The organism is Streptomyces atriruber (genome assembly GCF_001418325.1).
GTDB lineage: Bacteria > Actinomycetota > Actinomycetes > Streptomycetales > Streptomycetaceae > Streptomyces > Streptomyces atriruber.
On record NZ_LIPN01000372.1, the window covers coordinates 1 to 22,699 of the forward strand.

At 72.5% G+C, this 22,699-nt stretch carries 25 protein-coding genes; 12 read left to right on the forward strand and 13 right to left on the reverse strand.

The window, feature by feature from the left end; translation table 11 throughout:
* The first annotated feature begins 62 nt into the window (after nt 1-62).
* Genes ectB through thpD form a run of 3 tightly spaced genes read left to right on the forward strand, consistent with a single transcriptional unit; the run spans nt 63 to nt 2,742 of the window.
* Nucleotides 63-1,334, forward strand: coding sequence for a diaminobutyrate--2-oxoglutarate transaminase (ectB, locus tag AOK03_RS32465; protein ID WP_055568963.1), 1,272 nt, complete (start codon nt 63-65; stop codon nt 1,332-1,334).
* A 52-nt stretch (nt 1,335-1,386) separates the two neighbouring features.
* Nucleotides 1,387-1,791 carry an ectoine synthase gene (locus AOK03_RS32470; RefSeq protein WP_055568964.1) on the forward strand — a complete coding sequence of 135 codons (405 nt, stop codon included), beginning with the start codon at nt 1,387-1,389 and terminating at the stop codon, nt 1,789-1,791.
* Between the two features lie 51 nt (nt 1,792-1,842).
* Nucleotides 1,843-2,742 carry an ectoine hydroxylase gene (thpD, locus tag AOK03_RS32475; protein WP_055568965.1) on the forward strand — a complete coding sequence of 300 codons (900 nt, stop codon included), beginning with the start codon at nt 1,843-1,845 and terminating at the stop codon, nt 2,740-2,742.
* A 73-nt stretch (nt 2,743-2,815) separates the two neighbouring features.
* On the opposite strand, the gene AOK03_RS32480 is transcribed toward thpD, so the two are convergent.
* On the reverse strand, nt 2,816-3,877 hold the full coding sequence (locus AOK03_RS32480) for an alkene reductase (protein WP_055568966.1): 1,062 nt from the start codon (nt 3,875-3,877) through the stop codon (nt 2,816-2,818).
* Between the two features lie 131 nt (nt 3,878-4,008).
* On the opposite strand from AOK03_RS32480, the gene AOK03_RS32485 reads away from it, so the two are divergent.
* Entirely contained in the window at nt 4,009-4,530 is a 522-nt protein-coding gene (locus tag AOK03_RS32485) for a MarR family winged helix-turn-helix transcriptional regulator (RefSeq protein WP_055568967.1), read from the forward strand.
* Nucleotides 4,531-4,555: 25 nt separating this feature from the next.
* Here the strand turns inward: AOK03_RS32485 and AOK03_RS32490 are convergent, their stop codons facing one another.
* From AOK03_RS32490 to AOK03_RS32510, 5 genes are all read right to left on the reverse strand, one after another.
* Nucleotides 4,556-5,629, reverse strand: a complete 1,074-nt coding sequence (locus AOK03_RS32490) for a maleylpyruvate isomerase family mycothiol-dependent enzyme (protein WP_055568968.1) — start codon at nt 5,627-5,629, stop codon at nt 4,556-4,558.
* Entirely contained in the window at nt 5,626-6,264 is a 639-nt protein-coding gene (locus AOK03_RS32495; RefSeq protein WP_055568985.1) for an RNA polymerase sigma factor, read from the reverse strand. The genes AOK03_RS32490 and AOK03_RS32495 overlap by 4 nt, the downstream gene beginning before the upstream one ends.
* A 71-nt stretch (nt 6,265-6,335) precedes the next feature.
* Nucleotides 6,336-7,391 carry an aminotransferase class V-fold PLP-dependent enzyme gene (locus AOK03_RS32500; RefSeq protein WP_055568969.1) on the reverse strand — a complete coding sequence of 352 codons (1,056 nt, stop codon included), beginning with the start codon at nt 7,389-7,391 and terminating at the stop codon, nt 6,336-6,338.
* A 22-nt stretch (nt 7,392-7,413) separates the two neighbouring features.
* Complete coding sequence (locus tag AOK03_RS32505) at nt 7,414-8,130, reverse strand: DsbA family oxidoreductase (RefSeq protein ID WP_055568986.1); 717 nt, start codon at nt 8,128-8,130, stop codon at nt 7,414-7,416.
* 96 nt (nt 8,131-8,226) lie between these two features.
* The gene (locus AOK03_RS32510; protein WP_055568970.1) at nt 8,227-8,592 is read right to left on the reverse strand and encodes a winged helix-turn-helix transcriptional regulator; all 366 of its coding nucleotides are present in this window, start codon (nt 8,590-8,592) and stop codon (nt 8,227-8,229) included.
* A 63-nt stretch (nt 8,593-8,655) separates the two neighbouring features.
* Here AOK03_RS32510 and AOK03_RS32515 point away from each other — a divergent pair, with 63 nt between their 5' ends.
* Nucleotides 8,656-9,771: a Gfo/Idh/MocA family protein gene (locus AOK03_RS32515; RefSeq protein ID WP_055568987.1), complete on the forward strand. Its 1,116-nt coding sequence runs from the start codon at nt 8,656-8,658 to the stop codon at nt 9,769-9,771.
* 231 nt (nt 9,772-10,002) lie between these two features.
* Here the strand turns inward: AOK03_RS32515 and AOK03_RS32520 are convergent, their stop codons facing one another.
* Together AOK03_RS32520 and AOK03_RS32525 are read right to left on the reverse strand one after the other, a co-directional pair.
* Entirely contained in the window at nt 10,003-10,611 is a 609-nt protein-coding gene (locus AOK03_RS32520; protein ID WP_055568971.1) for a DUF1349 domain-containing protein, read from the reverse strand.
* Nucleotides 10,612-10,615: 4 nt separating this feature from the next.
* Nucleotides 10,616-12,148, reverse strand: a complete 1,533-nt coding sequence (locus AOK03_RS32525; protein WP_079075092.1) for an aldehyde dehydrogenase (NADP(+)) — start codon at nt 12,146-12,148, stop codon at nt 10,616-10,618.
* Between the two features lie 124 nt (nt 12,149-12,272).
* Here AOK03_RS32525 and AOK03_RS32530 point away from each other — a divergent pair, with 124 nt between their 5' ends.
* The 6 genes from AOK03_RS32530 to AOK03_RS32555 all read left to right on the forward strand — a co-directional run bounded on the left by AOK03_RS32530 (nt 12,273) and on the right by AOK03_RS32555 (nt 18,111).
* Nucleotides 12,273-13,046, forward strand: coding sequence for an IclR family transcriptional regulator (locus AOK03_RS32530; protein WP_055568973.1), 774 nt, complete (start codon nt 12,273-12,275; stop codon nt 13,044-13,046).
* A gap of 3 nt (nt 13,047-13,049) precedes the next feature.
* The gene (locus AOK03_RS32535; protein ID WP_055568974.1) at nt 13,050-13,526 is read left to right on the forward strand and encodes a GNAT family N-acetyltransferase; all 477 of its coding nucleotides are present in this window, start codon (nt 13,050-13,052) and stop codon (nt 13,524-13,526) included.
* Between the two features lie 74 nt (nt 13,527-13,600).
* Nucleotides 13,601-14,644: a hypothetical protein gene (locus AOK03_RS32540; protein ID WP_055568975.1), complete on the forward strand. Its 1,044-nt coding sequence runs from the start codon at nt 13,601-13,603 to the stop codon at nt 14,642-14,644.
* Nucleotides 14,641-15,903: a sensor histidine kinase gene (locus AOK03_RS32545; protein WP_055568976.1), complete on the forward strand. Its 1,263-nt coding sequence runs from the start codon at nt 14,641-14,643 to the stop codon at nt 15,901-15,903. The genes AOK03_RS32540 and AOK03_RS32545 overlap by 4 nt, the downstream gene beginning before the upstream one ends.
* On the forward strand, nt 15,900-16,559 hold the full coding sequence (locus AOK03_RS32550; RefSeq protein WP_055568977.1) for a response regulator transcription factor: 660 nt from the start codon (nt 15,900-15,902) through the stop codon (nt 16,557-16,559). The genes AOK03_RS32545 and AOK03_RS32550 overlap by 4 nt, the downstream gene beginning before the upstream one ends.
* 103 nt (nt 16,560-16,662) lie before the next feature.
* On the forward strand, nt 16,663-18,111 hold the full coding sequence (locus AOK03_RS32555; RefSeq protein WP_055568978.1) for a penicillin-binding transpeptidase domain-containing protein: 1,449 nt from the start codon (nt 16,663-16,665) through the stop codon (nt 18,109-18,111).
* Nucleotides 18,112-18,215: 104 nt separating this feature from the next.
* On the opposite strand, the gene AOK03_RS32560 is transcribed toward AOK03_RS32555, so the two are convergent.
* From AOK03_RS32560 to AOK03_RS32580, 5 genes are all read right to left on the reverse strand, one after another.
* Entirely contained in the window at nt 18,216-18,971 is a 756-nt protein-coding gene (locus AOK03_RS32560; protein ID WP_063792625.1) for a hypothetical protein, read from the reverse strand.
* Nucleotides 18,972-18,976: 5 nt separating this feature from the next.
* On the reverse strand, nt 18,977-19,321 hold the full coding sequence (locus tag AOK03_RS32565) for a PadR family transcriptional regulator (RefSeq protein ID WP_055568980.1): 345 nt from the start codon (nt 19,319-19,321) through the stop codon (nt 18,977-18,979).
* A gap of 49 nt (nt 19,322-19,370) precedes the next feature.
* Nucleotides 19,371-20,102: a CPBP family intramembrane glutamic endopeptidase gene (locus AOK03_RS32570; RefSeq protein ID WP_055568981.1), complete on the reverse strand. Its 732-nt coding sequence runs from the start codon at nt 20,100-20,102 to the stop codon at nt 19,371-19,373.
* Between the two features lie 103 nt (nt 20,103-20,205).
* The gene (locus AOK03_RS32575) at nt 20,206-21,021 is read right to left on the reverse strand and encodes an HAD family acid phosphatase (protein WP_055568982.1); all 816 of its coding nucleotides are present in this window, start codon (nt 21,019-21,021) and stop codon (nt 20,206-20,208) included.
* A 107-nt stretch (nt 21,022-21,128) separates the two neighbouring features.
* On the reverse strand, nt 21,129-21,731 hold the full coding sequence (locus tag AOK03_RS32580; protein WP_055568983.1) for a TIGR03086 family metal-binding protein: 603 nt from the start codon (nt 21,729-21,731) through the stop codon (nt 21,129-21,131).
* 153 nt (nt 21,732-21,884) lie between these two features.
* Between AOK03_RS32580 and AOK03_RS32585 the strand changes: the two genes are divergently transcribed.
* Nucleotides 21,885-22,699, forward strand: an 815-nt coding sequence (locus tag AOK03_RS32585; protein WP_055568984.1) for an MFS transporter, incomplete at its 3' end; no start/stop codon positions are given.

Here is a 22,699-nt window from a genome sequence, read left to right on the forward strand (position 1 = left end):
CACCCGAACCACTCGCAACTCCCCCCACCTCCCACGCCTTTCCATCTCCCAGGAGATCTGCTGTGACCATCACCCAGCCCGACCTGAGCGTCTTCGAGACCCTGGAGTCGGAGGTGCGCAGCTACTGCCGCGGTTGGCCTACGGTCTTCGACCGCGCGCAGGGCAGCCGCATGTACGACGAGGACGGCCACGAGTACCTCGACTTCTTCGCCGGAGCCGGTTCGCTCAACTACGGCCACAACAACCCGGTCCTGAAACGCGCCCTGATCGACTACATCGAGCGGGACGGCGTCACGCACGGTCTCGACATGTCGACGACCGCGAAGCGTGCCTTCCTGGAGACCTTCCAGAACGTCATCCTGCGGCCGCGCGACCTGCCGTACAAGGTCATGTTCCCGGGCCCGACGGGCACCAACGCCGTGGAGTCGGCGCTGAAGCTGGCCCGCAAGGTCAAGGGCCGCGAGTCGATCGTGTCGTTCACGAACGCCTTCCACGGCATGTCGCTCGGCTCGCTCGCCGTGACCGGCAACGCGTTCAAGCGCGCCGGCGCCGGCATCCCGCTGGTGCACGGCACCCCGATGCCGTTCGACAACTACCTCGACGGCCGGACCCCCGACTTCATCTGGTTCGAGCGCCTCCTGGAGGACTCCGGCTCGGGGCTGAACACCCCCGCCGCCGTGATCGTCGAGACGGTGCAGGGCGAGGGCGGCATCAACGTCGCCCGCGCCGAGTGGCTCCGCAAGCTCGCCGACGTGTGCGAGCGCTGGGACATGCTGCTCATCGTCGACGACATCCAGATGGGCTGCGGCCGCACCGGCGCGTTCTTCTCCTTCGAGGAGGCGGGCATCACGCCGGACATCGTGACGGTGTCGAAGTCCATCAGCGGCTACGGCCTGCCCATGTCGCTCTGCCTCTTCAAGCCGGAGCTGGACGTCTGGGAGCCGGGCGAGCACAACGGCACGTTCCGCGGCAACAACCCCGCGTTCGTGACGGCCGCCGCCGCCCTGGAGACCTACTGGACCGACGGCCCGGCGATGGAGAAGCAGACCCGCGCCCGCGGCGAGCAGATCGAGCAGGCGCTGACCTCGATCGTCGAGGAGAACCGCCCGGCCATCAAGGAGTGGCGCGGCCGCGGCATGGTCTGGGGCGTCGAGTTCCACGACAAGGACCGCGCGAGCGCCGTGGCGAAGCGGGCCTTCGAACTGGGCCTGCTCATCGAGACCTCCGGCCCCGAGGGCGAGGTCGTCAAGCTCCTTCCGGCGCTGACGATCACCCCCGACGAGCTGGACGAGGGGCTGCGCACGCTGGCCCGTGCGGTACGCGAGTCCGCCTGAGCCTGCGCCCTACCGAGCCCCGGCACCGTAAGAGAAAAGGAACCAACTCACCGTGATCGTCCGTTCGTTCAAGGACATTGAAGGCACCGACCGGCATGTGAAGGCCGCTTCGGGCACCTGGGAGAGCAAGCGCATCGTCCTCGCCAAGGAGCGGGTGGGCTTCTCCGTCCACGAGACCATCCTGTACGCGGGCACGGAGACGTCGATGTGGTACGCGAACCACATCGAGGCCGTCGTCTGCACCAAGGGTGAGGCGGAGCTGACCGACGACACGACCGGCAAGAAGTACACGATCACGCCGGGCACCATGTACCTGCTCGACGGGCACGAGAAGCACACGATGCGGATCAAGGAGGACTTCCACTGCATCTGTGTCTTCAACCCGCCCGTCACGGGTCGTGAGGACCACGACGAGAACGGCGTGTACCCGCTGCTCACGGAGCCGGACGAGGACTGACACCACATACATCCCGAACAGGGCCGTACGAGAGGAGAGGCAGGCAACACCATGACCACCGCACCCGAACGCACCAGTGACCTGTACCCGACCCGAGGCGCCGAAGAGGTGCTGATCGAGCGCAAGGACCCCGTCGTGTGGTCCGAGCCGGGTGCAGCGGGGCCGATCACGGCCGGGGATCTGGCCGGGTTCGAGCGGGACGGTTTCCTGGCGATCGACCAGTTGATCACCCCGGACGAAGTGCGCGTGTACCACGCCGAGCTGGAGCGGCTCATCAACGATCCGGCGATGCGCGAGAACGATCGCTCCATCGTCGAGCCGCGTTCCCAGGAGATCCGGTCGATCTTCGAGGTGCACAGGATCAGTGAGGTCTTCGGCAAGCTGGCGGCGGACCCGCGCGTCGTCGGCAGGGCGCGGCAGATCCTCGGCTCGGACGTGTACGTCCACCAGTCGCGGATCAACGTGAAGCCGGGCTTCGGTGCCACCGGGTTCTACTGGCACTCGGACTTCGAGACCTGGCACGCGGAGGACGGTCTGGCGAACATGCGGACCGTCTCCGTGTCCATCGCGCTGACGAAGAACCACGACACCAACGGTGGTCTGATGATCATGCCGGGGTCGCACAAGACGTTCCTCGGCTGTGCGGGCGCCACGCCGAAGGACAACTACAAGCGGTCGCTGCAGATGCAGGACGCGGGCATCCCGTCGGACGAGACGCTCACGCACCTCGCGTCCGACCACGGCATACGCCTCTTCACGGGCGAGGCAGGCTCGGCCACCTGGTTCGACTGCAACGCCATGCACGGCTCGGGGGACAACATCACCCCGTATGCGCGCAGCAACGTCTTCATCGTGTTCAACAGCGTGGAGAACACGGCGGTGGAGCCGTTCTCGGCGCCGGTGCGCCGGCCCGAGTACATCGGGGCGCGGGACTTCACCCCGGTGAAGTGACGTAGCACGCAAGCGAGTTCGGCCCGGCCCCCGGTGGGGGTCGGGCCGTTCGCCGTGGGTCACGGCACGTGGGTCACAGCGCGGGGTAGTCCGTGTAGCCCTGCTCAGTGCCGCCGTAGTACGTCGCCCGGTCCGGTGTGTTGTACGGGCCCCCGGCCTTCAGACGGGCCGGCAGGTCGGGGTTGGCCAGGAACAGCGCGCCGAACGTGACGAGGTCCGCGGTGCCGTCCTCGACCAGGGCCAGCGCCTCGGGGCCGGTGGGCCCGTCGGTGTGCGGGTTCAGGAGGAACGTGCCGCCGAAGTCCTGCCGCAGCCGCACGGAGAGCTCGCGGACGTCGCCGACCTCCATGACGTGCAGGTACGCGAGGTCGAGCGCGGCCAGTTCCTTCGCGAGCGCGGTGTAGGTCGTCTCCGGGTCGGGCTCGGAGATGCTGTTGGAGGGGTTGCCGGGCGAGACGCGGAAGCCGGTGCGGGAGGCGCCGATCGCTTCGGCGACGGCCGCGGCCACCTCGACGGCGAACCGGATGCGGTTCTCGGCCGGGCCGCCCCACTCGTCGGTGCGGCGGTTGGAGCCGGGCGCGAGGAACTGGTGGATCAGATAGCCGTTGGCGCCGTGCAGCTCGACGCCGTCGAAGCCCGCCTCGATGGCGTTGCGGGCGGCGGTGGCGAAGTCGTCGATGGTGGCGCGGATCTCGGCGTCGGTCAGCTCGCGCGGGGTGATGAAGTCCTTGGGGCCCTCCGCGGTGTAGACCTGCCCGTCCGCCGCGACGGGCGACGGGGCGACATTGATCAGTCCGTCGGGCAGCAGGACGGGGTGGCCGACGCGGCCCGCGTGCATGAGCTGGGCGAAGATCGTGCCGCCGGCCGCGTGCACCGCGTCGGTGACCTTGCGCCAGGCGGCGATCTGCTCGTCGCTGTGCAGACCCGGCGTGTCCGGATATCCCTGGCCGACCACGGAAGGCTGGATGCCCTCGGTGACGATCAGCCCGGCGGAAGCGCGCTGGGTGTAGTACGCCACCGTCAGGTCGGTGGCCACACCGCCCTCACCGGCGCGGCTTCGGGTCATGGGGGCCATGGCGATGCGGTTGCCGAGCTGGATGCCGGACAGGTTGATCGGGTCGAATGCGGTGGTCATCAGAACTCCCGGACTGGAATATGTGGTCGGCCAATCATTCGCGCCGAGAGCCACTGTAACCCATTCATTGGCCGACCAAGGTAAACTTCTCGTAGATCTGGTCAGCGACAGCAGGACAACAGGAGCGCGCGATGAAGGCCGACACCGTCCAGGCACCCCCGGCCGACCCCGTCTGTACGCCCGGGGCGTCCGGTGTGGCCGACGCGGGACCCGTCAGTCTCGCCGTCAGCCGGGTGGCCCGGCTGCACCGCATCGCCGCGGGCAAGGTGCTGAAGGGGCTCGGCCTCTACCCCGGCCAGGAGTTCGTGATGATGCACCTGTGGGAGGCGGGCGCGGTGCGGCAGTCCGAGCTGATCAAGGCGGTCGACCTCGACCCCTCGACGGTCACCAAGATGCTGCAGCGCCTGGAGCAGGCCGGACACGTGCGGCGCCGCCCCGACCCGGCCGACCGCCGTGCCGTCCTCGTCGAGGCCAGCGCGGCGAGCTGCGGGCTGCTCGCGCAGGTGGAGCGCGCCTGGGGCGAGCTGGAGGGCCACACGCTGGCGGGCCTGGACGAAACCGAGCGCGCGGACCTCGCGCGGCTGCTCGCGAAGGTCGAGACGAACCTCTGCAAGCAGACGGAGGACTGCCCGGAGCGCAAGAACCGGGCCTGAGGGACTCCCGCCTCCGGGCTCCGGGCTACAGCCAGGACAGGGACGCCGCCCGGTTCAGGACCCTGCGGGCCGCGGATTCGTCGCCCGTCGTGCCGCGCGGCACCCGCTCAGGGGTGCGGCGGCCGCCCACCAGCAGGCAGAAGTCGACGGGGTCCATCACCAGCTCGGCACGGACCGGGTCGTCCGCGCTGCCGAGCACCCACTCCGTCTCGCCGCCCTCCCCGGCGACGGTGAGCGCGACGGGCGGCGCCTGAGGCCCGAGGGCCGGGCCGAGGATGCGGACGGCGAACCGGACGAGCTGCCACAGGTGCGGGGAGGGCGGCGGGGGCACCACCCGGTCGAGGGCGCCGCCGATGTCCTGGGCGTGCACCCAGGACTCGAAGGCGCGGGCCAGGAAGTGGTCGGCGACGGGCAGCCGCACCCCGTTCAACAGCGTGGCACGGGAGGCGAGTTCGGTGTCGTGGGCGGCCCGGGACGAGAGCAGCCCGGCGGCCTGGTTGCGCCACGTGGAGACGGTCTGGGCGGGTGTGCGGGCCCGTTCGCGGCGGATCGCCTCGCGGGTGCGCGCCTCCCAGGCGACCCGCCACGGCGACGCCCCGTCCACCGAGGACGTGCACTCCGGCGTGGCGTCAGCGGATCCCACGGACTGCGCGGACAGCACCGGCCCGCGCCCGTTCCGGCCCAGGAGCCGGGCGAGGGGTTCGTCCGCGGCGACCAGATGGGCGACGGTGTCGTGTACGTCCCAGTCGTGCACGACCGGCGTCCCCCACGGCCCGTGCTCGTCGAGCTCCGCGAGGAGCGCCTGGAGTCCGGCCACCGCGGCGGCGTAGGGCGCGGCGTGCGGGGCGGTGCGCAGGGCGGGGGCGCGGCTGCGCAGGGCCAGGGAGAGGCCGTGCGGGCCGGGGGCCGCGTCCGGCTCCGGGACGGACGCGTCGGGGCCGTCCAGGTGCCGCACGGTGGCCCGCAGCCGCACGGCCTCCACGGCACAGTGCTCGCACTCCCCCAAGTGCCGTACGACGATGCCCTCGTCGCCGGGCATGAGGGCGTCGAGGGCCCAGGCGCCGAGCAGGTCGCGGACCTCTTCGTGGGGACTGGTCATGGGTGCTCACCTCGCAGGGGTGGTTCCGCGAGGGTCTCGGCCAGGGTGCGCAGGGCCGTTCGCAGGCGGGTCTTCGCGGTGCCTTCGGGGATGCCGAGTTCGACGGCGGCCTGGCGGTAGGTGCGACCGGCGAAGTAGGCGAGGTGCACCACCTGTTGCTGGGGCAGCGGGAGCCGGGCGAGGGCGGAGTGCAGCAGCAGGGAGCGTTCCTGTTCCAGGATCGCCTCGTCCGGGGAGGGGTCCGACGCCCGCACCGACCGCAGGGACGCCTCGTCGGCGTGGACGGCCTTGCGGTGCCGCTCCTCGCCGCGCACCCAGTCCACGGCGCGCCGGTGGGCGAGCATGGCCAGCCAGCCCCGCAGGCTGCCGCGGCGCGCGTCGAACGCGTAGGGCCTGGACCACAAGTGGGCGAAGACCTCCTGGGCCACGTCCTCGGCGGCGGCGTGGTTGCGGGTGACGCGCCGGGCGACGCGGTGCACGAGCACGCCGTACGCGGCATAGACCTCGGCGAGCGCCGCCTCCTCGCCGTAGACGAGCCGCCGGTGCAGCTCGGCGTCGACGGGCTTCCTCCCGGTGCCGGACGGCAAATCCGACGTGCCCGGCCTCTCGGCGGACGGCTCCACCGGCACCACCACCTCGCGCGGCCGCATCGTGCTGCCGCATCGTGCTGCCAAGCCTGACTCCCCGCGGCCCGCCGCGCCAGGCCTCAGCCCGACAGCACGTCGAGGAGCCGGTCCACATCCGCCTCGGTGTTGTACAGGTGGAACGCAGCCCTCAGGTGTCCCGCCCGCGCCGAGGTCAGAATGCCCGCCCGGGTCAACTCGGGCGCGCGGTCGGCGAGTCCGGGCACGGAGACGATGGGTGCGGTGCCCGGCACGGGCGCGTGGCCGAGCGCGGCGAGTCCCGCGCGGTAGCGGGCGGCGAGCGCCGTGCCGTGGGCGTGGATCGCGTCGACGCCGGTCTCCTCGATCAGGGAGAGGGCCGCGGCGGCCCCGTGGTAGGCGAGGAAGGCGGGCGGTTCGTCGAACCGGCGTGCGCCGTGGGCGAGTTCGGTGACCGGGCCGTAGGTGGAGTTCCAGGTGTCGGCGGCGGCGAGCCAGCCGCCGTGCAGCGGGGCCAGGGACTCCTGGGCGTCCTCGCGCACCGTCAGGAAGGACACCCCGCGCGGGCAGAGCAGCCACTTGAAGGCGCCGGTGAGGGTGTAGTCGTACGCGTCCGCGTCCAGCGGCAGCCAGCCCGTCGACTGTGTCGCGTCGAGGAGGGTGCGTGCGCCGTGGGCGGCCGCCGCCGCGCGGACGGCCGGCAGGTCGGCGGTGCGGCCGTCGGCGGACTGGACGGCCGAGAAGGAGACGAGGGCCGTCGTGGGCGTGACCGCCGCGGCGAGCGCGTCCAGCGGCGCGTACCGCATCTTGAGGTCGCCGCGCAGCACGAAGGGGTTCACGATCGAGGCGAACTCGTCCTCGGGCGCGAGGACTTCGGCGCCCGGCGGCAGGGAGGCGGCGATCAGCCCGGCGTGCACCGCGACCGAACTGCCGGTCGCCACGCGGCTCTCCGCCACCCCGACGAGCCGGGCGAAGGCGGCCCGCGCCTCGTCCACCACCTCGAAGTCGCCCGCCCCGCCCGGCCGTCCTTCGCCGCTCTCGGCCGCGAGCGCGCGGACCGCGTCGATGGCCCGGCGGGGCAGCAGACCGCAGCTGGCGGTGTTCAGATACGTCGATGTGGGAGCGAATTCCGTGCCGTTGTTGATCCCCATGGACTCCATGGGGATCAACCTATGCGGCGTTTCAGGACTGCGGAACCGCGCATCCGTCGGGCCCGCACGCGTCGCCGTCGTCGGCCGACGCCAGGGTGGTGAGCGGCGCGTGCTCGCCCCAGGCCTGCTCCAGGGCCTGGGTGAAGACCTCGGCGGGCTGGGCGCCGGAGATGCCGTACTTGCGGTCGAGGACGAAGAACGGCACGCCGTTCGCGCCCAGCTCCGCGGCCTCGCGCTCGTCGGCGCGGACCTCGGTGGCGTACCGCTCGGGGTCGGCGAGGACGGCCCGCACCTCGTCCGCGTCCAGGCCCGCCTCGACGGCGAGCTCCACCACGCGTGCGTCGTCCGCGAAGACGGACCGCTCCTCGGCGAAGTTCGCGCGGTAGAGCAGACCGATCAGCTCGTCCTGCCTGCCCTGCTCCTTGGCGAAGTGCAGCAGGCGGTGCATGTCGAAGGTGTTGCCGTGGTCGCGGCCCTCGGTGAGGTACTCGAGGCCCTCAGCGGCCGCGTTCTCACCGAGCCGCCGCTCGCCCTCGCGGGCCTGGTCCTCGCTCATGCCGTACTTCTGCATCAGCATCGGCAGGACGAGGCCGGTGTCGCCCTTGGCGCGGCCCGGGTCCAGCTCGAAGGAGCGGTGCACGACCTCGACGCCGTCACGGTGCGGGAAGGCGGCGAGGGCCTTTTCGAAGCGGGCCTTGCCCACGTAGCACCAGGGGCAGGCGATGTCGCTCCAGATCTCGACGCGCATGTGTAAGGCTCTCTTCAGGTCGTACGTCAGGTCGGTGCGGAGGGGGCCTCCGCACATCGCGTCAACGTACGGGCAAAGCACCGCATTCCCCCGGGCTCACTCCCCCACCGCGAACTTTCCCGTGTTCGTCCTGATCCAGGTGCGCAGGTGGGCGAGGGGTTCCAGGGCGCCGCGGCCGAGTTCGGTCAGTTCGTACTCGACGCGCGGCGGTACCTCGGCGTGGACCGTGCGGGTCACCAGGCCGTGGTCCTCCAGGCGGCGCAGGGTCTGGGTGAGCACCTTCGGGCTGACGCCCTCCAGCTTGCGGCGGAGCTCTCCGAAGCGGCGCGGCCCGTCCTCCAGGGCGGTGATGGCGAGGCCGGTCCACTTGTTGACGAGCAGCTCGAAGATCGCGCGGCCGGGGCAGAGCAGGCCGTAGATGTCGTGCCGGGTGGGGCGGTCGCCGGGCGTCTGACCAGTCATGGTTTCCAAAATATAGTTATGTCCCTTGCGGGTGACCAGGGCGCCCCTCCTACCGTGCCGATCATGAACTCCTTCCCCGCTCCCGTCCGTGTCGGCATCGTCGGCCTCTCCGCCCGTGGCGGCTGGGCGCCGCACTCCCACGTCCCCGCGCTGACCCTGCTCGACGGGTACGAGCTGCGCGCGCTGTCCGCGTCCGGCGACGCCTCGGCGCGGGCCGCGGCCGAGCGGTACGGGGTGCCGCTGGCCTTCGGCTCGACCGCGGAGCTCGTCCGCAGCGACGAGGTCGATCTCGTCGTGGTGAGCGTGCGGGTGCCGCTGCACCGCGAGGTGGTCCTGGGCGCGCTCGGCGGGGGCAAGGCGGTGCTCTCCGAGTGGCCGCTCGGCAACGGCCTCGCCGAGGCCGAGGAGCTGGCGGCGGCCGCGGACCGGGCGGGGGTGCGGACGTTCGTGGGGCTGCAGGCCCGCTCGGCGCCCGCGGTGCGGTTCGTCCGCGATCTCGTGGCGGACGGCTACGTCGGCGAGGTCCTGTCGACCAGCCTCGTGGCGTCGGGGCGGCGCTGGGGTCCCGTCTTCGAGCCGGCCGGGGAGTACCTCCTGGACCGGCGGAACGGCGGGACGATGCTGACCATCCCCTTCGGCCACACCATCGACGCCGTCTCCATGGTGCTCGGCGAGTTCACCGAGGTCTCCGCGACCCTGGCGACCCGGCGCCCCGTGGTGCACGAGGAGGGCACGGGCCGCCCGGCCGCCATGACGGTCGACGACCAGATCGCGGTGGGCGGGCGGCTCGCCTCGGGAGCCGTCGCCTCTGTGCACTTCCGGGCCGGGCTCTCGCGGGGCACGGACTTCCACTGGGAGATCAACGGCACGGAGGGCGATCTCGTGATCACGGGGGACTCGGGCCATCTCCAGCAGGCGGCCACGACCGTGCGGGGCGGGCGCGGCACGGACACCGACGTCGCCGAACTCCCCGTGCCCGAGCGCTACTTCGACGTCCCGGCCATCGAGGAGCTGCGCGGGCTGCCCGCGTACAACGTGGGGGCGCAGTACGCGCGGATCCTCGGCGACCTGACCGGAGGCGGCGCGTCGGCGCCGGACTTCGCGCACGCGGTCCGGCGCCAGCGGCTCCTCGACGCGATCGAACGCTCGGCCGCGACCGGCACCCGCATCCCGCTGTAGGGCCTGTCCGGCGGATCATGGCGCGGGGCACGGGGCCCGGCACGCCCATCTGCCGCGTTGTCGTCGGTTGCCAACTCCCCCGAGCCCGAGACTTCGCCCGAGCAGGGGGGCACCCCCGTCGCGTTGCCGCCCTCCTCCGCCTTGCCGCTGCACGCACCAGATCCCGCTCACCGGCACCGCAAGGTGGACGCCACACTCCCGCGCCCTGACCCGCCGGACAGGCCCTGGGCCCTACGAGCCGTCGCGCAGCCCCTTCGGCCAGTTGGGGCGGAACTCGATGTGGTCGTACGTCACCACGCAGCCCTCGCCGACGGGCGACTGCGCCATGAAGCCGACCAGCGCGGCGCCCGCCGACTCCTCGTCGCCGAGCGAGAAGATCCGCACGAACGTCCACCGCTCGCCGTCCGTCGACGCGTGGAACGCGAACGCCGCCCCCGTACGGCTGATGCGCAGCCAGGCGCTGCTGCCGTCCACCACGAAGGCGTTGGCGTCGTCCGAGTGGCCGCGGGTGACGACCGTGCAGATCGTGGGCTCGTCCGGGGAGCGCTCCAGGCAGAGCTTGGCCCACTCCCGCTCCCCCACGTGCAGGTACAGCACGCCCGCGTCGAAGGCGGCGGCGAAGCCGACCGTGACGCGGGCGATCAGCTGGAAGTCGCCCTCGGGGGCGCCGAGGAGACGGGGCGCGTCGGAGGCGGGCTCCAGCACGGCACCCGTCGGCGGCACGAAGCGGTCCTGGCGGGGCCCCGCCCACCCGGTGAGCACACCGTCCTCGTGGGACCAGTGCCCGTCGGGGCCGTAGGTGCGCAGCGGGTAGGGCAGTTCGGGGATCGTGACGTCCATGGGCTCAGTGTTGCAGGCGCCCGTCGTAACGCCGGGGCAGTCCCAGCGGGTTGGCGTCACGCAGCTCCGGCGGGAGCAGCGCCTCGGGGGTGTTCTGGTACGCGACCGGCCGCAGCCAGCGCTCGACGGCCGTGCCGCCCACGGACGTCGAGGTCGACGTGGTCGCGGGGTAGGGGCCGCCGTGGTGCTGGGCGGGGGCGACGGCGACGCCCGTGGGCCAGCCGTCGACGAGGACGCGGCCGGCGAGCGGGGTGAGTTCGGCGAGCAGCTCGGCGCCCCGGCCGCTCCGCCCCGCCGCCTCGTCCGACGACAGCTGCACGGTGGCGGTGAGGTTGCCGGGCAGCCGGGAGAGGACGGCGGTGATCTCCGCGTCGTCGGCGTAGCGCGCGACGACGGTGACCGGGCCGAAGCACTCCTCCAGGAGCAGGTCGTGCGCCCCCTCGGCGGCGAGGCGCGCGGCCGGGACGGTGAGGAAGCCCGCGCTGACGGTGTGCTCGCCGCCCGCGCCGGGGGTCACCGGCGCGTCCACGTCGGGGAGCCCGGCGCGCTCGCGCACCCCGGCGACGAAGTTGTCCCGCATCCGGTGGTCGAGGAGCACCCCGGCCTCGGTGTTGCTGACCGCCTCGGTCAGGGACTTCACGAGCCGGTCGCCGCCCGCGCCCTCGGGGGCGAGGACGAGGCCCGGCTTGACGCAGAACTGGCCGACGCCGAGCGTCATCGAGCCCGCGAGCCCGGTGCCGATCTGCTCGCCGCGCTCGGCGGCCGCCGCCTCGGTGACGACGACGGGGTTGAGGGAGCCGAGCTCGCCGTGGAAGGGGATCGGCACGGGCCGGGCGGCGGCCGCGTCGAAGAGGGCGCGCCCGCCGCGGACGGAGCCGGTGAAACCGGCGCCGGAGACCAGCGGGTGCCCGACGAGTTCGACGCCCGCGTCGAAGCCGTGCACGAGGCCGAGGACACCCTCGGGGATGCCGTGCCGGACGGCGGCCCTGCGCAGCACGGAGGCGACCAGCTCGGAGGTGCCGGGGTGGTCGGGGTGGGACTTGACCACGACGGGGCAGCCCGCGGCGAGGGCGCTGGCGGTGTCGCCGCCGGGCACGGAGAAGGCGAAGGGGAAGTTGGACGCGGAGTAGACCGCGACGACGCCGAGCGGGATCTTGTAGCGGCGCAGGTCGGGGACGGGCGGGGTCGCCGAGGCGTCGGGGTGGTCGATGACGATGCCGAGGAAGGCGCCCTCGTCGACGATGTCCGCGAAGGAGCGCAACTGGTAGCAGGTGCGGGCGAGTTCCCCGGTGAGCCGGACGGGGCCGAGCGCGGTCTCCGCGTCCGCGGCCTCCACCAGGTGGTCCTTGGCCTCTTCGAGGAGGTCCGCCGCGGTGCGCAGGAAGGCGGCGCGGACCGTGCGGTCGGCGAGCGCCGAGGCGGCGTCGCCCGCGGCGCGGACCGCGAGGTCGACCTCTTCGGCTGTGGCTTCCACCGCAACCTGCTCGCGCTGCTTCCCGGTTCGGGGGTCGACACTCCAGACTGGTGCTGCTGCCACCGCGGATTCCCTTTCCAGAGGTATGCCACTCACCAGGGCCGTTCGATATGCTGAACGCTGTCTTCGTTGATGAATGGCGGGGACTTCGGAGACTATTTCTCGGCGTTCTAAGGGGTCAAGGGCGATGTCGGCTGGCGAGACCGGAGGCGGCGCGCAGGTCAAGTCCGCGGTGCGGACGGTGGAATTGCTCGAGTACTTCGCGGGCAGTCCCGGAATGCACTCCCTGGCCGCGGTCCAGGAAGCCGTCGGCTATCCCAAGTCGAGCCTCTACATGCTGCTCCGCACCCTGGTGGAGCTCGGCTGGGTGGAGACGGACGCGACCGGCACGCGGTACGGCATCGGGGTGCGCGCCCTGCTCGTCGGCACGTCGTACATCGACGGCGACGAGGTCGTGGCCGCCGCACGCCCCACTCTCGACCGGCTCTCCGACGACACCACGGAGACCATCCACCTGGCGCGGCTCGACGGCACGAACGTCGTCTACCTCGCCACCCGCCAGTCGCAGCACTACCTGCGCCCCTTCACGCGCGTGGGCCGCCGCCTCCCCGCGCACTCCACCTCGCTCGGCAAGGCGCTGCTCGCCACCCACACCGACGAGCAGGTCCGCAAGCTGCTCCCGCAGACGCTGCCCGCGCTCACCGAGCACACCATCACCGACCGCGAGAAGCTCATCGAGGAACTGCACGCGGTGCGCGAGCAGGGCTTCGCGGTGGACCGCGAGGAGAACACGCTCGGCCTGCGCTGCTTCGGCGTGGCCATCCCCTACCGCACACCCGCGCGGGACGCGATCAGCTGCTCGGTGCCGGTGGCGCGGCTCACGCCCGCGCACGAGCAGATGGTGAAGGACGCGCTCTTCGACGCGCGCGACCGGCTGTCACTGGCGACTCGTAGGCTCTGAGCCATGGATGTCAGTCTGCGCGAAGTCCACGACAGCGATCTGCCCGTCTTCTTCCGGCAGATGAACGATCCCGAGTCGAGCCACATGGCCGCCTTCACCCCCGAGGACCCGACCGACCACGACGCCTTCGAGGCGCACTGGACGAAGATGCGGACCTCCGCCGACGTCGCCATCCGCACGGTCCTCGCGGACGGCGACGTGGTGGGGAACGCGGGGGTGTACGGGGCGCCGGGCGAGCGCGAGGTCACGTACTGGATCGACCGTGCGTACTGGGGCCGGGGCCTCGCCACCGCGGCACTGCGCGGCCTCCTGGAGCTGGAGCCGGAGCGCCCGCTGTACGCCCGCGCGGCGGCGGACAACACGGCCTCGATACGGGTCCTGGAGAAGTGCGGCTTCCGGATCTCCGCGAAGGAACGGGGCTATGCCCCGGCCCGCGGAGCGGAGATCGACGAGGTCGTCCTCGTCCTGCACGGCGGCTGAGCTCCGCCGCGCGGCGGAGGCGGATCGTCGCGGCGCGGGACGTGGCGCGGGCGCCGCGGCGGGAGCGTTGAGACATGTCCAGGACCCTGACCCCCTCGTCCCCCGCTCCCGCCTCTCCCGCCGTCTCCCCTTCCGCGACGGCCACGCCCGCGGCGCCCGCTGCCCGGCCCCTCGGCCGCACCGGCCGCGTCCTGCGCCTCGTGACCCTCGCCGCCTGCGCCCCGTACCTCGCCCTCAAGGTCGTCTGGATCTCCGGCAGCCGCCTCGGGATCCCCGAGGGCAGCCCGCTGCTCGACCACCGCGCCCTGATGGTCTTCGCCAACGGCCTGACCGTCCTCATGGACGCGGCCGTCATCGTGCTCGCGCTGCTCCTGACGCGCCCCTGGGGCCTGCGGACCCCCGCCTGGCTGCTCGCGGCGCCGATGTGGGCGGCCACCGGACTGCTCCTGCCGATCATGGCCGGATTTCCGCTGACCCAGCTGGCCGGGGCGCTCGACGGCGACTCCGCCGGGAGCGGCGGGCCCGAGCGGCCCTTCCTCCACGACTGGGTCTTCGGCGTCGTCTACACCGGCTTCATCGTCCAGGGCCTCGCCCTCGGCGCCCTGTTCGTCCGCTACGCCAGGAACCGCTGGAGCCACCTGTGGCGCGGCCGGGTGGGGGATCTGCCGCACGTCCCCGGCCGCGGCGCACGCGCCGCCGCGGTCGCGGCCGCCGTGCTCGCGCTCTTCCCCGTCACCCTGCACCTGCTGTGGGCGTGCGGCTCCACCGCGGGCCTGGACGCTTCCCGGGCCCAGGACCTCACGTCGGACGTCCGGGTCCTGGAGGCCCTCGGCGCGCTCTACCCCGCGCTCGCCGTCACCGGCGCCCTGCTCCTCGTCCTCCGGTGGGGCCGCGGCCTGCCCGTCAAGGTGCCGCTCGCGCTGGCCTGGCTCGGCTCGGGCGCGGTGGCCTGCTGGGGAGGCTGGCTGCTCCTCGGCTCGCTCACGGCCGTCGCCGACGCCGCGAACCGGCCCACCGGCCCGATGCTCCTGACCTACGCTGTGCAGATGATCATCGGGACGATCGTCGCCGTCCTCGGCGCGCGCTTCCTCCGGCAGCGGGCGGGATCCGCGGCGTGAAGGCACTCGCCGCCACGCTGTTCGGGCGCCGGACGCGCCGCCGCTGGATCCATCTGATCCTCGGCGGCGCCCTCGCCATGCCGTACGTCTTCGTCGGGTCCGTCGTCGTCGGGCCGCTCTTCGGCGACAGCAACGTCTTCGGCTCGCTCGGCGCCCAGCTCAGCGCGTTCGCGGTCGGGCTGCCGCTCGCCGCGGTCACCGCGCTGTTCCCGCTGACCCGCCCGATGTCGGTGGCCGCCGTACGGGCGCTGTGCGGGGTGCCCGACGAGTCGCTCGCCGAGGGGCCCGCGCGGACCCGGGCGGCGCGCGGGCGCACCGTCGCGTGGTTCACGCTGCACCTCGGCCTCGGTGGGGTCGTCAGCGGCATGTCGCTCGCGCTGCCGCCGTTCGCGGGCTTCCTGATCGCGCTGCCGTTCGCCCCCGCGCTGCGGGACCGGGGCTCGGGGGCGCCCGCCTTCTTCGACGCGCCCTGGTGGCTCGCGCTCTCCCCCTTCGTCGGCCTCGCCGGGCTGGTGGCGCTCGCGGCGTGCGCGGCCGCGGCCGGCGGGCTGCTCGCGCGCTGGGCGCCCGGCCTGCTCGGGCCGACGCCCGCCGACCGGCTCGCGGCCGCCGAGCAGCGCGCCGCCGACCTCGCCGTGCGCAACCGCCTGGCACGCGAGCTGCACGACTCGGTCGGCCACGCCCTGAGCGCCGTCACCCTCCAGGCGAGCGCGGCCCGCCGGGTCCTGGACCACGACCCGGAGTTCGTGCGCGAGGCGCTGGCCGCCATCGAGGACACCACGCGCCGCACGGTGGGTGAACTCGACGCCGTGCTCGGCGTGCTGCGGGAGACCGGTGACGGCGCCGCCCGTCCGACGGCGCCCGCGCCCACGCTCGCCGCCGACCTCGACGGTCTGCTGCGCCGCACCCGGGCGGGCGGCCTGCGTGTGGCGGCCACGGTCGGCATGGACCCCGGCGCACTGCCCCCGCTGGTCTCCCGCGAGGCCTACCGCATCGTCCAGGAGGCCCTGAGCAACGCGCTGCGGCACGGCGGCGACGACACCTCCGTCACCCTGCGCATCGCTCTGGACGGCCCCGACCTGGCCGTCACGGCCAAGAACCCGCTGCCCTCCCGCTCCACCGCCGCCCGGCCCGGCGGCGGCCACGGCCTGCGCGGCATCGCCGACCGGGCCCGGCTCCTCGGCGGCACGGCCGACGCGGGCCCCCACGACGGGACGTGGCGACTGGACGTACGACTTCCGCTGAAGGGACAGCAATGACGGCGAACGACATCAGGGTCGTCCTCGCGGACGACGAGCGCATGGTGCGCACCGCGCTGCGCGCGATCCTCTCGGCCGAGCCGGGCATCGAGGTGACCGGCGAGGCGGCGACGGGCGCCGAGGCGGTCTCCGTCGTCCGGGACCTGAAGCCGGACGTGGTCCTGATGGACGTCCGCATGCCGGAGATCGACGGCATCCGCGCCACCGAGCAGATCCTGCAGACGATGTCGCAGCCACCGCGCGTCGTCGTCGTGACGACCTTCGAGAACGACGCGTACGTGTACGAGGCGCTGCGCGCCGGAGCCGCCGGGTTCCTGCTCAAGCGGGCGGACGCGGACGAGCTCGTCCAGGCGGTCCGGCTCGTCGCGCGCAGCGACTCGCTGCTCTTTCCCGCGGCGGTCCGCGCCCTGGCGGCCGAGTACGGCTGCGCCGAGCCCGCGCCGCCTGCCTGGGTGGCGCGGCTCACCGGCCGTGAGAGCGAGGTGCTGCGGCTGATGGCGGCGGGCCTGACCAATGCGGAGATCGCTGGGCGGATGGGCGTCGGCGCGGCGACGGTGAAGACGCACGTGGCGTCCGTCCTCGCCAAGACGGGCGCGCGGGACCGCACGCAGGCCGTGATCGCGGCGTACGAGGCGGGTTTCATGAAGACGGGCTGACCCTGTCGCTTCCCGGCGGCCGCCCATGAGGACTTGATGAGAAAACGGTCTGAAGCGCGCCAGAAGGGAACGAAACCCTTCCCTCCGCTCGTCCTCCCACGGGATGAACAAGACGATCAGGCACGCCTCGGTCTTCGCGCTGCTGCTCGTGCTCGCCCTGCTGCTGCGGGCGACATGGGTGCAGTTCCACGACTCGAAGGCTCTCGCGGACGACAAGCTGAACCGGCGGAACGCGATATCTCAGTACGCGAACCCGCTGGGCGACATCATCGTGGGCGGTGAGGCCATCACCGGCTCCGAGCGGACGACAGGCGGAGACCTCGCGTACAAACGCACCTACAAGGACGGCGACCTCTACGCACCCGTCACGGGCTACAGCTCCCAGGTCTACGGCGCCACCCAGCTCGAAGGCATCTACAAGGACCTGCTGGACGGCACCGACAACCGTCTGAAGAACCCGCTGGATGCCCTCACGAACAAGCGGGCCGACCCCGGCGACGTGATCACGACGATCGATCCGGCGGTGCAGAAGGCCGGGTACAAGGCGCTGGGCGACGCCAAGGGCGCGGCGGTGGCCGTCGATCCCAAGACCGGCAAGATCCTCGGCATGGTCTCGACCCCGTCGTACGACCCGTCGAAGATCAGCGGCTCCACGGACTCCAAGGCGTGGCAGGAGCTGACCACCGACAAGGAGAAGCCGATGGTCAACCGCGCGATGCGGCAGCCGCTCCCGCCCGGCTCGACCTTCAAGCTGGTCGTAGCGGCGGCGGCCCTGGAGGACGGGCTCTACGACTCGGTGGACGCCAGGACGAGCAGCCCGAACCCGTACACGCTGCCCGGCACGCGGACGGTCCTCAAGAACGAGAACCAGTCGGCTCCCTGCGAGAACGCCGACATCCGCACGGCCCTGCAGTACTCCTGCAACAACGTCTTCGCGAAGATGGCCGTCGACCTGGGCCAGGACAAGGTCAAGGCGATGGCGGACAAGATGGGCTTCAACACCGACAAGCTCGACGTGCCGGTGCGCGCCGCCAAGAGCGTCTATCCGTCCGACATGGACAAGGCGCAGACCGCGCTCAGCGGCATCGGCCAGTTCGACGTGACGGCGACGCCGCTGCAGATGTCGATGGTCTCGGCGGCCATCGCCAACGGCGGCCTGCTGGCCAAGCCGCACATGGTGTCGCAGATCAGCGACTCCGGTGGCGACGTCCTGGAGAAGTACGACGACGCCGACGCCCAGCGCGTGATGGACGAGTCGACCGCCGAGGGCCTGCAGTCCGCGATGCAGACGGTCGTGGAAAAGGGCACCGGCACCAACGCGAAGATCAGCGGCGCGACGGTGGGCGGCAAGACCGGTACGGCGCAGCACGGCGAGAACAACAGCAAGACGCCGTACGCCTGGTTCACCTCGTACGCCAAGGGCAGCGACGGCAAGGATGTGGCGGTCGCGGTGATGATCGAGTCGTCGAGCGCGGCGCGTGACGAGGTCAGCGGCAACGGCCTGGCGGCGCCGATCGCGAAGGCGATGATGGCGGCGGCACTGAAGTCCTGAGTCCTGCCGCCGGTCCTGGCACGCGTGCCTGACGTCCGCTCGTGCCTGACGTCCGCTCGTCTGCCTGACGTCCCCGAGGCGCCGCCCCACCCGTCCCCCGCGGGTCAGGGGCGGCGCCGCCCTCGCCACAGCTGCAGGGCCCACACCACGGCGGCGACCGCGCCCGCCCCGGCGAGCAGCCCCACCACGAAGCCTGCGCCCGAGCTCGCCTCGCCGTCGTCGACGGCCACCGAGACGCCCGCCAGGACCACCGCGAGGGCGAGCGCGGCAAGCAGCGCGTAGAACTTCCGGCTGAAGAAGCCGGACCGCTCCGGCACCGGCGGCGGCGACTCGACCCGGGCCGCGGGCCCGAGGCTCGCCGCCCGCGGCCGCTTGAACCAGGCGTAGACCACCCAGGTCCCGCAGGCCTCCCAGCCGTCGGGGGCGAGCCGCTCGTCGAGCCGCTCGCGCCCGCGCGTGACCAGCTCGCGCCGGTACTCCCAGCGCTGCGGCTGCGCCGGGTCCCGGTGGCTGACGAAGCGGCCGAGCGCGTCGACGCGCTCGACCTCCCAGCCCTCGTCGCCGAAGCGGTTCAGGAGCTCCTCGTCGACATACGTGTCGGCGGTCCAGCGCCAGGTCTCCACCGCCTCGCCCGGCGCCCGCGGTGCCCGCTCCCCCGTGGCGGGTACCAGCTGGGCGGCGAACTCGTCGGCGGGCCCGAACTCGGCCTCCGCGTCCTCGGCCCCGGACTCCTCCAGATGGGCGGCGAGGTCCGTGACGGTCGCCTCGACGCGGTCGGCGGGCAGGCCGTGCGCCCGCAGCCGCTCGGCGAGGTCGATGAGGTAACCGTCCCGCTCGTACTGCGCATTGGTCTCGGACATCGTGTTCATCGTGGTTCCACTCCCGCCTTCGCGAGGACTTCGCGTACGGATCCGTCGAAGGCGAGCCACAGCCCGCCCTGTTCGCCGAGCGTCTCCCGCCCCGCGTCGGTGAGCCGGTAGTAGCGCCGCCCCGGCCCCTTCTCGGTGGCGCGGAACTCCGCGGCGACCAGGCCCGCCTCCTCCAGGCGGTTGAGCACGGGATAGAGCGTGCCGCCCTTGATCTGCCCGAAGCCCGCGGCGCCGAGCTGCTTGGCGATCTCGTAGCCGTAACTCTCGCCGTCGGTGAGGGCGGCGAGCACGAGCAGGTCGAGGACGCCCTTGAACCAGCTGGCACGGCGGTCGGTCGTCACTTCAGGTCTGCCTTTCGGGTCGGGTCCGCCGTTCGGGCCGGGTCTGCCTTCAGGCGGCGGGTGCGGCGCGCAGCTTCTCCGGCGCGGGCAGCGTCAGATCGCGCGCGGAGAGGATGACGTGCACGGCGACGGGGAGCAGGAGGCTGCCCGTGGCGAGGTAGAGGCAGGTGAGCATCGCGCCGAAGAGCGCGAAGACGAGGACGCCCTGGCGGCCCTGGTAGAAGCCTGCCAGCGCGTAGACCACGACCGAAAGGGCCGCCGCCGCATAGAGATCGAGGCCCAGCGCGCCGACGCCGAAGGCGATGAGGAGGCCGCGGTAGACCAGTTCGGCGCAGAGCCCGTCGGTCACGGCGACGGCGATCGCGAGCCTGCGCTCCTCGGCGGTGCGCGGCAGCATCGCCTCGATGGCGGCGAGCCCCGGCACGTTCTTGCCCCGCCTGGCGAGGTCGTGGAAGTTCCGTCCGGAGGCCACCGCGATCGCGGCGGCGAGGAGGATTCCGGTCACGGCGTACACGGGCCGCTCCGGCGCCGTGAGGCCGAGGTCGGCGGCGTCCGTGCCGGGCGAGAGCAGCAGGGCCGCGACGGCGAGGGCGGCGAAGGCCCACCACAGGGCGAGGAGCAGGCCGAAGTAGCGGACCAGGGCGCGGGGTTCGGTGTCCCTGCGCCGGGCCAGCGAGCCGTACATCCGCCGACCGGCCCACGGCTCACCGAGGAGCAGATAGGCGGCGAGCACCGCCGCGACGGCCGTCGAGGCGGCCGAGAAGTCCGGCGAGATGGTCATGTGAGTCCCCCAACCCTGAGCGTCTGAGCTACCTAGACCGTACGGCGACCTAGTCAGGATTGCAACCTATCTCGCTGTGCCGACTTCCCGGCCGCCGTGGCGACTAGCCCACGAAGTACGTCGGGTTCGGGAGCTTGTACGTCTTGTCCGCGTAACCGCCCGCGAGGTCGGAGACCTGGTCGCCGAAGCTGCCGACGATGTCGTAACCGGTCGACTCGATGTGCTTGCGCGTGCCCTCCTTGAACTGGACGGTGTCGCACTTCCAGGCGTCCGGCGTGGCGCAGTGGCTCAGGTAGGCCGGGGGGTTCGCCTTGTTCTTGGTGAACACGTGCGTGCGGTCGAGCGACGTCTCGTAGCCCGCCCTGGCGAGGTTGGTGACGGCGCCCTCGCGCTGCGACTCGGCGAGGCCGGTGAGGAAGAAGACCTCGACGCCCCGGCTCTTGGCGTACTTCACGAGCTCGGGCATGCCGAACACGGCGGGGCGCTTGGCCGCCTTGACGTACGCGTCCCAACTGTCTTTGTTGTACGTGAAGTTGGTGGACTTCTCATAGTCGAAGCTGAGCAGCGCGGTGTCGTCGACGTCGAGGACGATCGCGGGCTTCTTGCCGTGGGCACCCTGACCGCCGTGCCCGTGGTGGGCCTTGCGCGCGGCCTTCTTGATGTCCTTCTTCGCCTTGGCCTGGATGCGGGCCAGGTCCTTGGCGTACGGGCTGTCGGGCGAGGACGTCCAGACGCCGTCGGCGTCCTGGGACGCGCCGTAGTACTCGTCGATCTCACCGACGAGGAGGCCTATGTTGTGGGGCTCCTTGGTGGGCCGCGGCCCGGCCTGGTCGGCGCTGGCGACACCGGTGGCGTAGAGGGCGGCACCGGCGACGGTGCAGGCGGTGGCCAGGCCGGCCACGCGTAGGGACTTGCGCATGTGTTGCGTCTCCGCATCAGGGTTCGGGCAGGTCAAGGTCTGTCTACGCGCATCAACCCGGTGACCTGAAGACCATGGACCGACCCTTTACCTGATCCATACCTGGCTCAGGACAGCGCCGCCCACCCCGGGTCCCGGCCGCTCAGTCCGATCACCCTGTCCAGCAGGGGCGCGTCACCGGGCACCGGGACCGGCGTCCCGAACAGCCCGCCCTCGCCCCCGTCTCCCTCTCCGTCGCCGTCCCCCGCGGGCTTGAGGAGCGCCTCGGCCGCCCCCAGGCTCGCCTCGTCGGGGGCGTACTCCTGGCCGGTGGCGCGCGCCAGGTCCCAGCCGTGCACGACGAGTTCGTCGATGGCGACGAGGCCCGCGACCTCGCCGGGCAGGTCGAGGCCGCCCGCGCGCGTCATGCCCTGCCAGGCTTCCGGGTCGCGCCACGCGCGGGCCAGGCCCGCGAGCGCCTGGGCCAGCTCGGCGCGCCAGCCCGGGGCGACGTCCGGCCGGGAGTCCCCCGGCGGTGTGTCCAGCGCCGGCCCGAACTCCTTGCGGGCGGCCCCCTGAAAGGCGTGGGAGAGGCCGATCAGGTGGCCGAGGAGGTGGCGCACCGCGTAGTCGGGGCAGGGGGTGGGGGCCGAGAGCTGCTCGTCGGTGACGCGTTCGGCGATCCGGGCCACGAGGCGGGCCTGCGGCCCCAGATCGAGCATGTCGGTCATGAGAGGTCCTTCTGACATGAGGGGGGTCCTTCTGAGTCGGCGGTGTCGGTACGTCTCCCCTTGTAGACCTGTCGCGCGCCGCCAAGTCATCGCCACCCTTAGGGAAACCGCCCGATACCCCCGCAGGGGCCTCAGGAACCAGCATCACCAGGCATGACAACGACGATCGGACGCGTTCTGCGGGACCGCAACGCGGGTCTGTACCTGGGCGCCGTGGTGGTCTCGGGCTTCGGGACCTCCGCGCTGTGGCTGGCCTCCGGGATCTGGGTGAAGGAGCTCACGGGGTCGGACGGGCTCGCCGCCCTCTGCCAGTTGGCGCTGTGGGCGCCCACCCTGGCGGGCCCGCTGCTCGGCACGTTCGCCGACCGCACGCGCCGCAAGCCGCTCCTGGTGGCCGCGAACCTGGCGCTCGCCGTGCTGCTGCTCTCCCTGTTCACGGTCGACGGCCGGGGCAGGCTGTGGATCCTCTTCGCGGTCCTCGTGGTGTACGGGGCGTGTGGCGTCGTCACCGACGCCGCGGAGGCCGCCCTGGCCGCGACGGCCGTCGACAAGGACCTTCTGGGCGACTTCAACGGCCTGCGGATGTCCGCGAACGAAGGCATGAAGCTGGTGGCGCCGCTCGCCGGGGCGGGCCTGTTCGCCGCCTACGGAGGCGCCCGGGTGGCCCTCCTGGACGCGGTGACGTTCGTGCTCGCGGCGGGGATGTTCGCGCTGCTGCGGGTGCGGGAGAGCGCGCCGGTGCCCGACCGCACGCCGCTGCGGGCACGGACCGCGGAGGGGGCGCGGTACCTGTGGGGGCACGCGCGACTGCGCCCCCTGGTGGTGGCGGGCGGCCTGACGATGCTGACCTCGGGCATCAGCGGGGCGACGGTCTACGCGGTCGTCGAGGGCCTCGGCCGCTCTCCCTCGTACACGGGTGTGCTGTACGTGGTGCAGGGCGCGGGGTCCATCGCGGTGGGGGTGGCGTC

Coding starts and splice junctions, on each gene's coding strand:
- AOK03_RS32500 (WP_055568969.1), bottom strand. CDS start 7,391: ATGGAGTCCATGGGGATCAACAACGGCACGGAATTCGCTCCCACATCG.
- AOK03_RS32520 (WP_055568971.1), bottom strand. CDS start 10,611: ATGGACGTCACGATCCCCGAACTGCCCTACCCGCTGCGCACCTACGGC.
- AOK03_RS32575 (WP_055568982.1), bottom strand. CDS start 21,021: ATGCGCAAGTCCCTACGCGTGGCCGGCCTGGCCACCGCCTGCACCGTC.
- AOK03_RS32485 (WP_055568967.1), top strand. CDS start 4,009: ATGAAGGCCGACACCGTCCAGGCACCCCCGGCCGACCCCGTCTGTACG.
- AOK03_RS32480 (WP_055568966.1), bottom strand. CDS start 3,877: ATGACCACCGCATTCGACCCGATCAACCTGTCCGGCATCCAGCTCGGC.
- AOK03_RS32540 (WP_055568975.1), top strand. CDS start 13,601: ATGTCCAGGACCCTGACCCCCTCGTCCCCCGCTCCCGCCTCTCCCGCC.
- AOK03_RS32550 (WP_055568977.1), top strand. CDS start 15,900: ATGACGGCGAACGACATCAGGGTCGTCCTCGCGGACGACGAGCGCATG.
- AOK03_RS32535 (WP_055568974.1), top strand. CDS start 13,050: ATGGATGTCAGTCTGCGCGAAGTCCACGACAGCGATCTGCCCGTCTTC.
- AOK03_RS32505 (WP_055568986.1), bottom strand. CDS start 8,130: ATGCGCGTCGAGATCTGGAGCGACATCGCCTGCCCCTGGTGCTACGTG.
- AOK03_RS32580 (WP_055568983.1), bottom strand. CDS start 21,731: ATGACCGACATGCTCGATCTGGGGCCGCAGGCCCGCCTCGTGGCCCGG.
- AOK03_RS32515 (WP_055568987.1), top strand. CDS start 8,656: ATGAACTCCTTCCCCGCTCCCGTCCGTGTCGGCATCGTCGGCCTCTCC.
- AOK03_RS32490 (WP_055568968.1), bottom strand. CDS start 5,629: ATGACCAGTCCCCACGAAGAGGTCCGCGACCTGCTCGGCGCCTGGGCC.
- AOK03_RS32570 (WP_055568981.1), bottom strand. CDS start 20,102: ATGACCATCTCGCCGGACTTCTCGGCCGCCTCGACGGCCGTCGCGGCG.
- AOK03_RS32510 (WP_055568970.1), bottom strand. CDS start 8,592: ATGACTGGTCAGACGCCCGGCGACCGCCCCACCCGGCACGACATCTAC.
- AOK03_RS32560 (WP_063792625.1), bottom strand. CDS start 18,971: ATGTCCGAGACCAATGCGCAGTACGAGCGGGACGGTTACCTCATCGAC.
- thpD (WP_055568965.1), top strand. CDS start 1,843: ATGACCACCGCACCCGAACGCACCAGTGACCTGTACCCGACCCGAGGC.
- AOK03_RS32555 (WP_055568978.1), top strand. CDS start 16,663: ATGAACAAGACGATCAGGCACGCCTCGGTCTTCGCGCTGCTGCTCGTG.
- AOK03_RS32530 (WP_055568973.1), top strand. CDS start 12,273: ATGTCGGCTGGCGAGACCGGAGGCGGCGCGCAGGTCAAGTCCGCGGTG.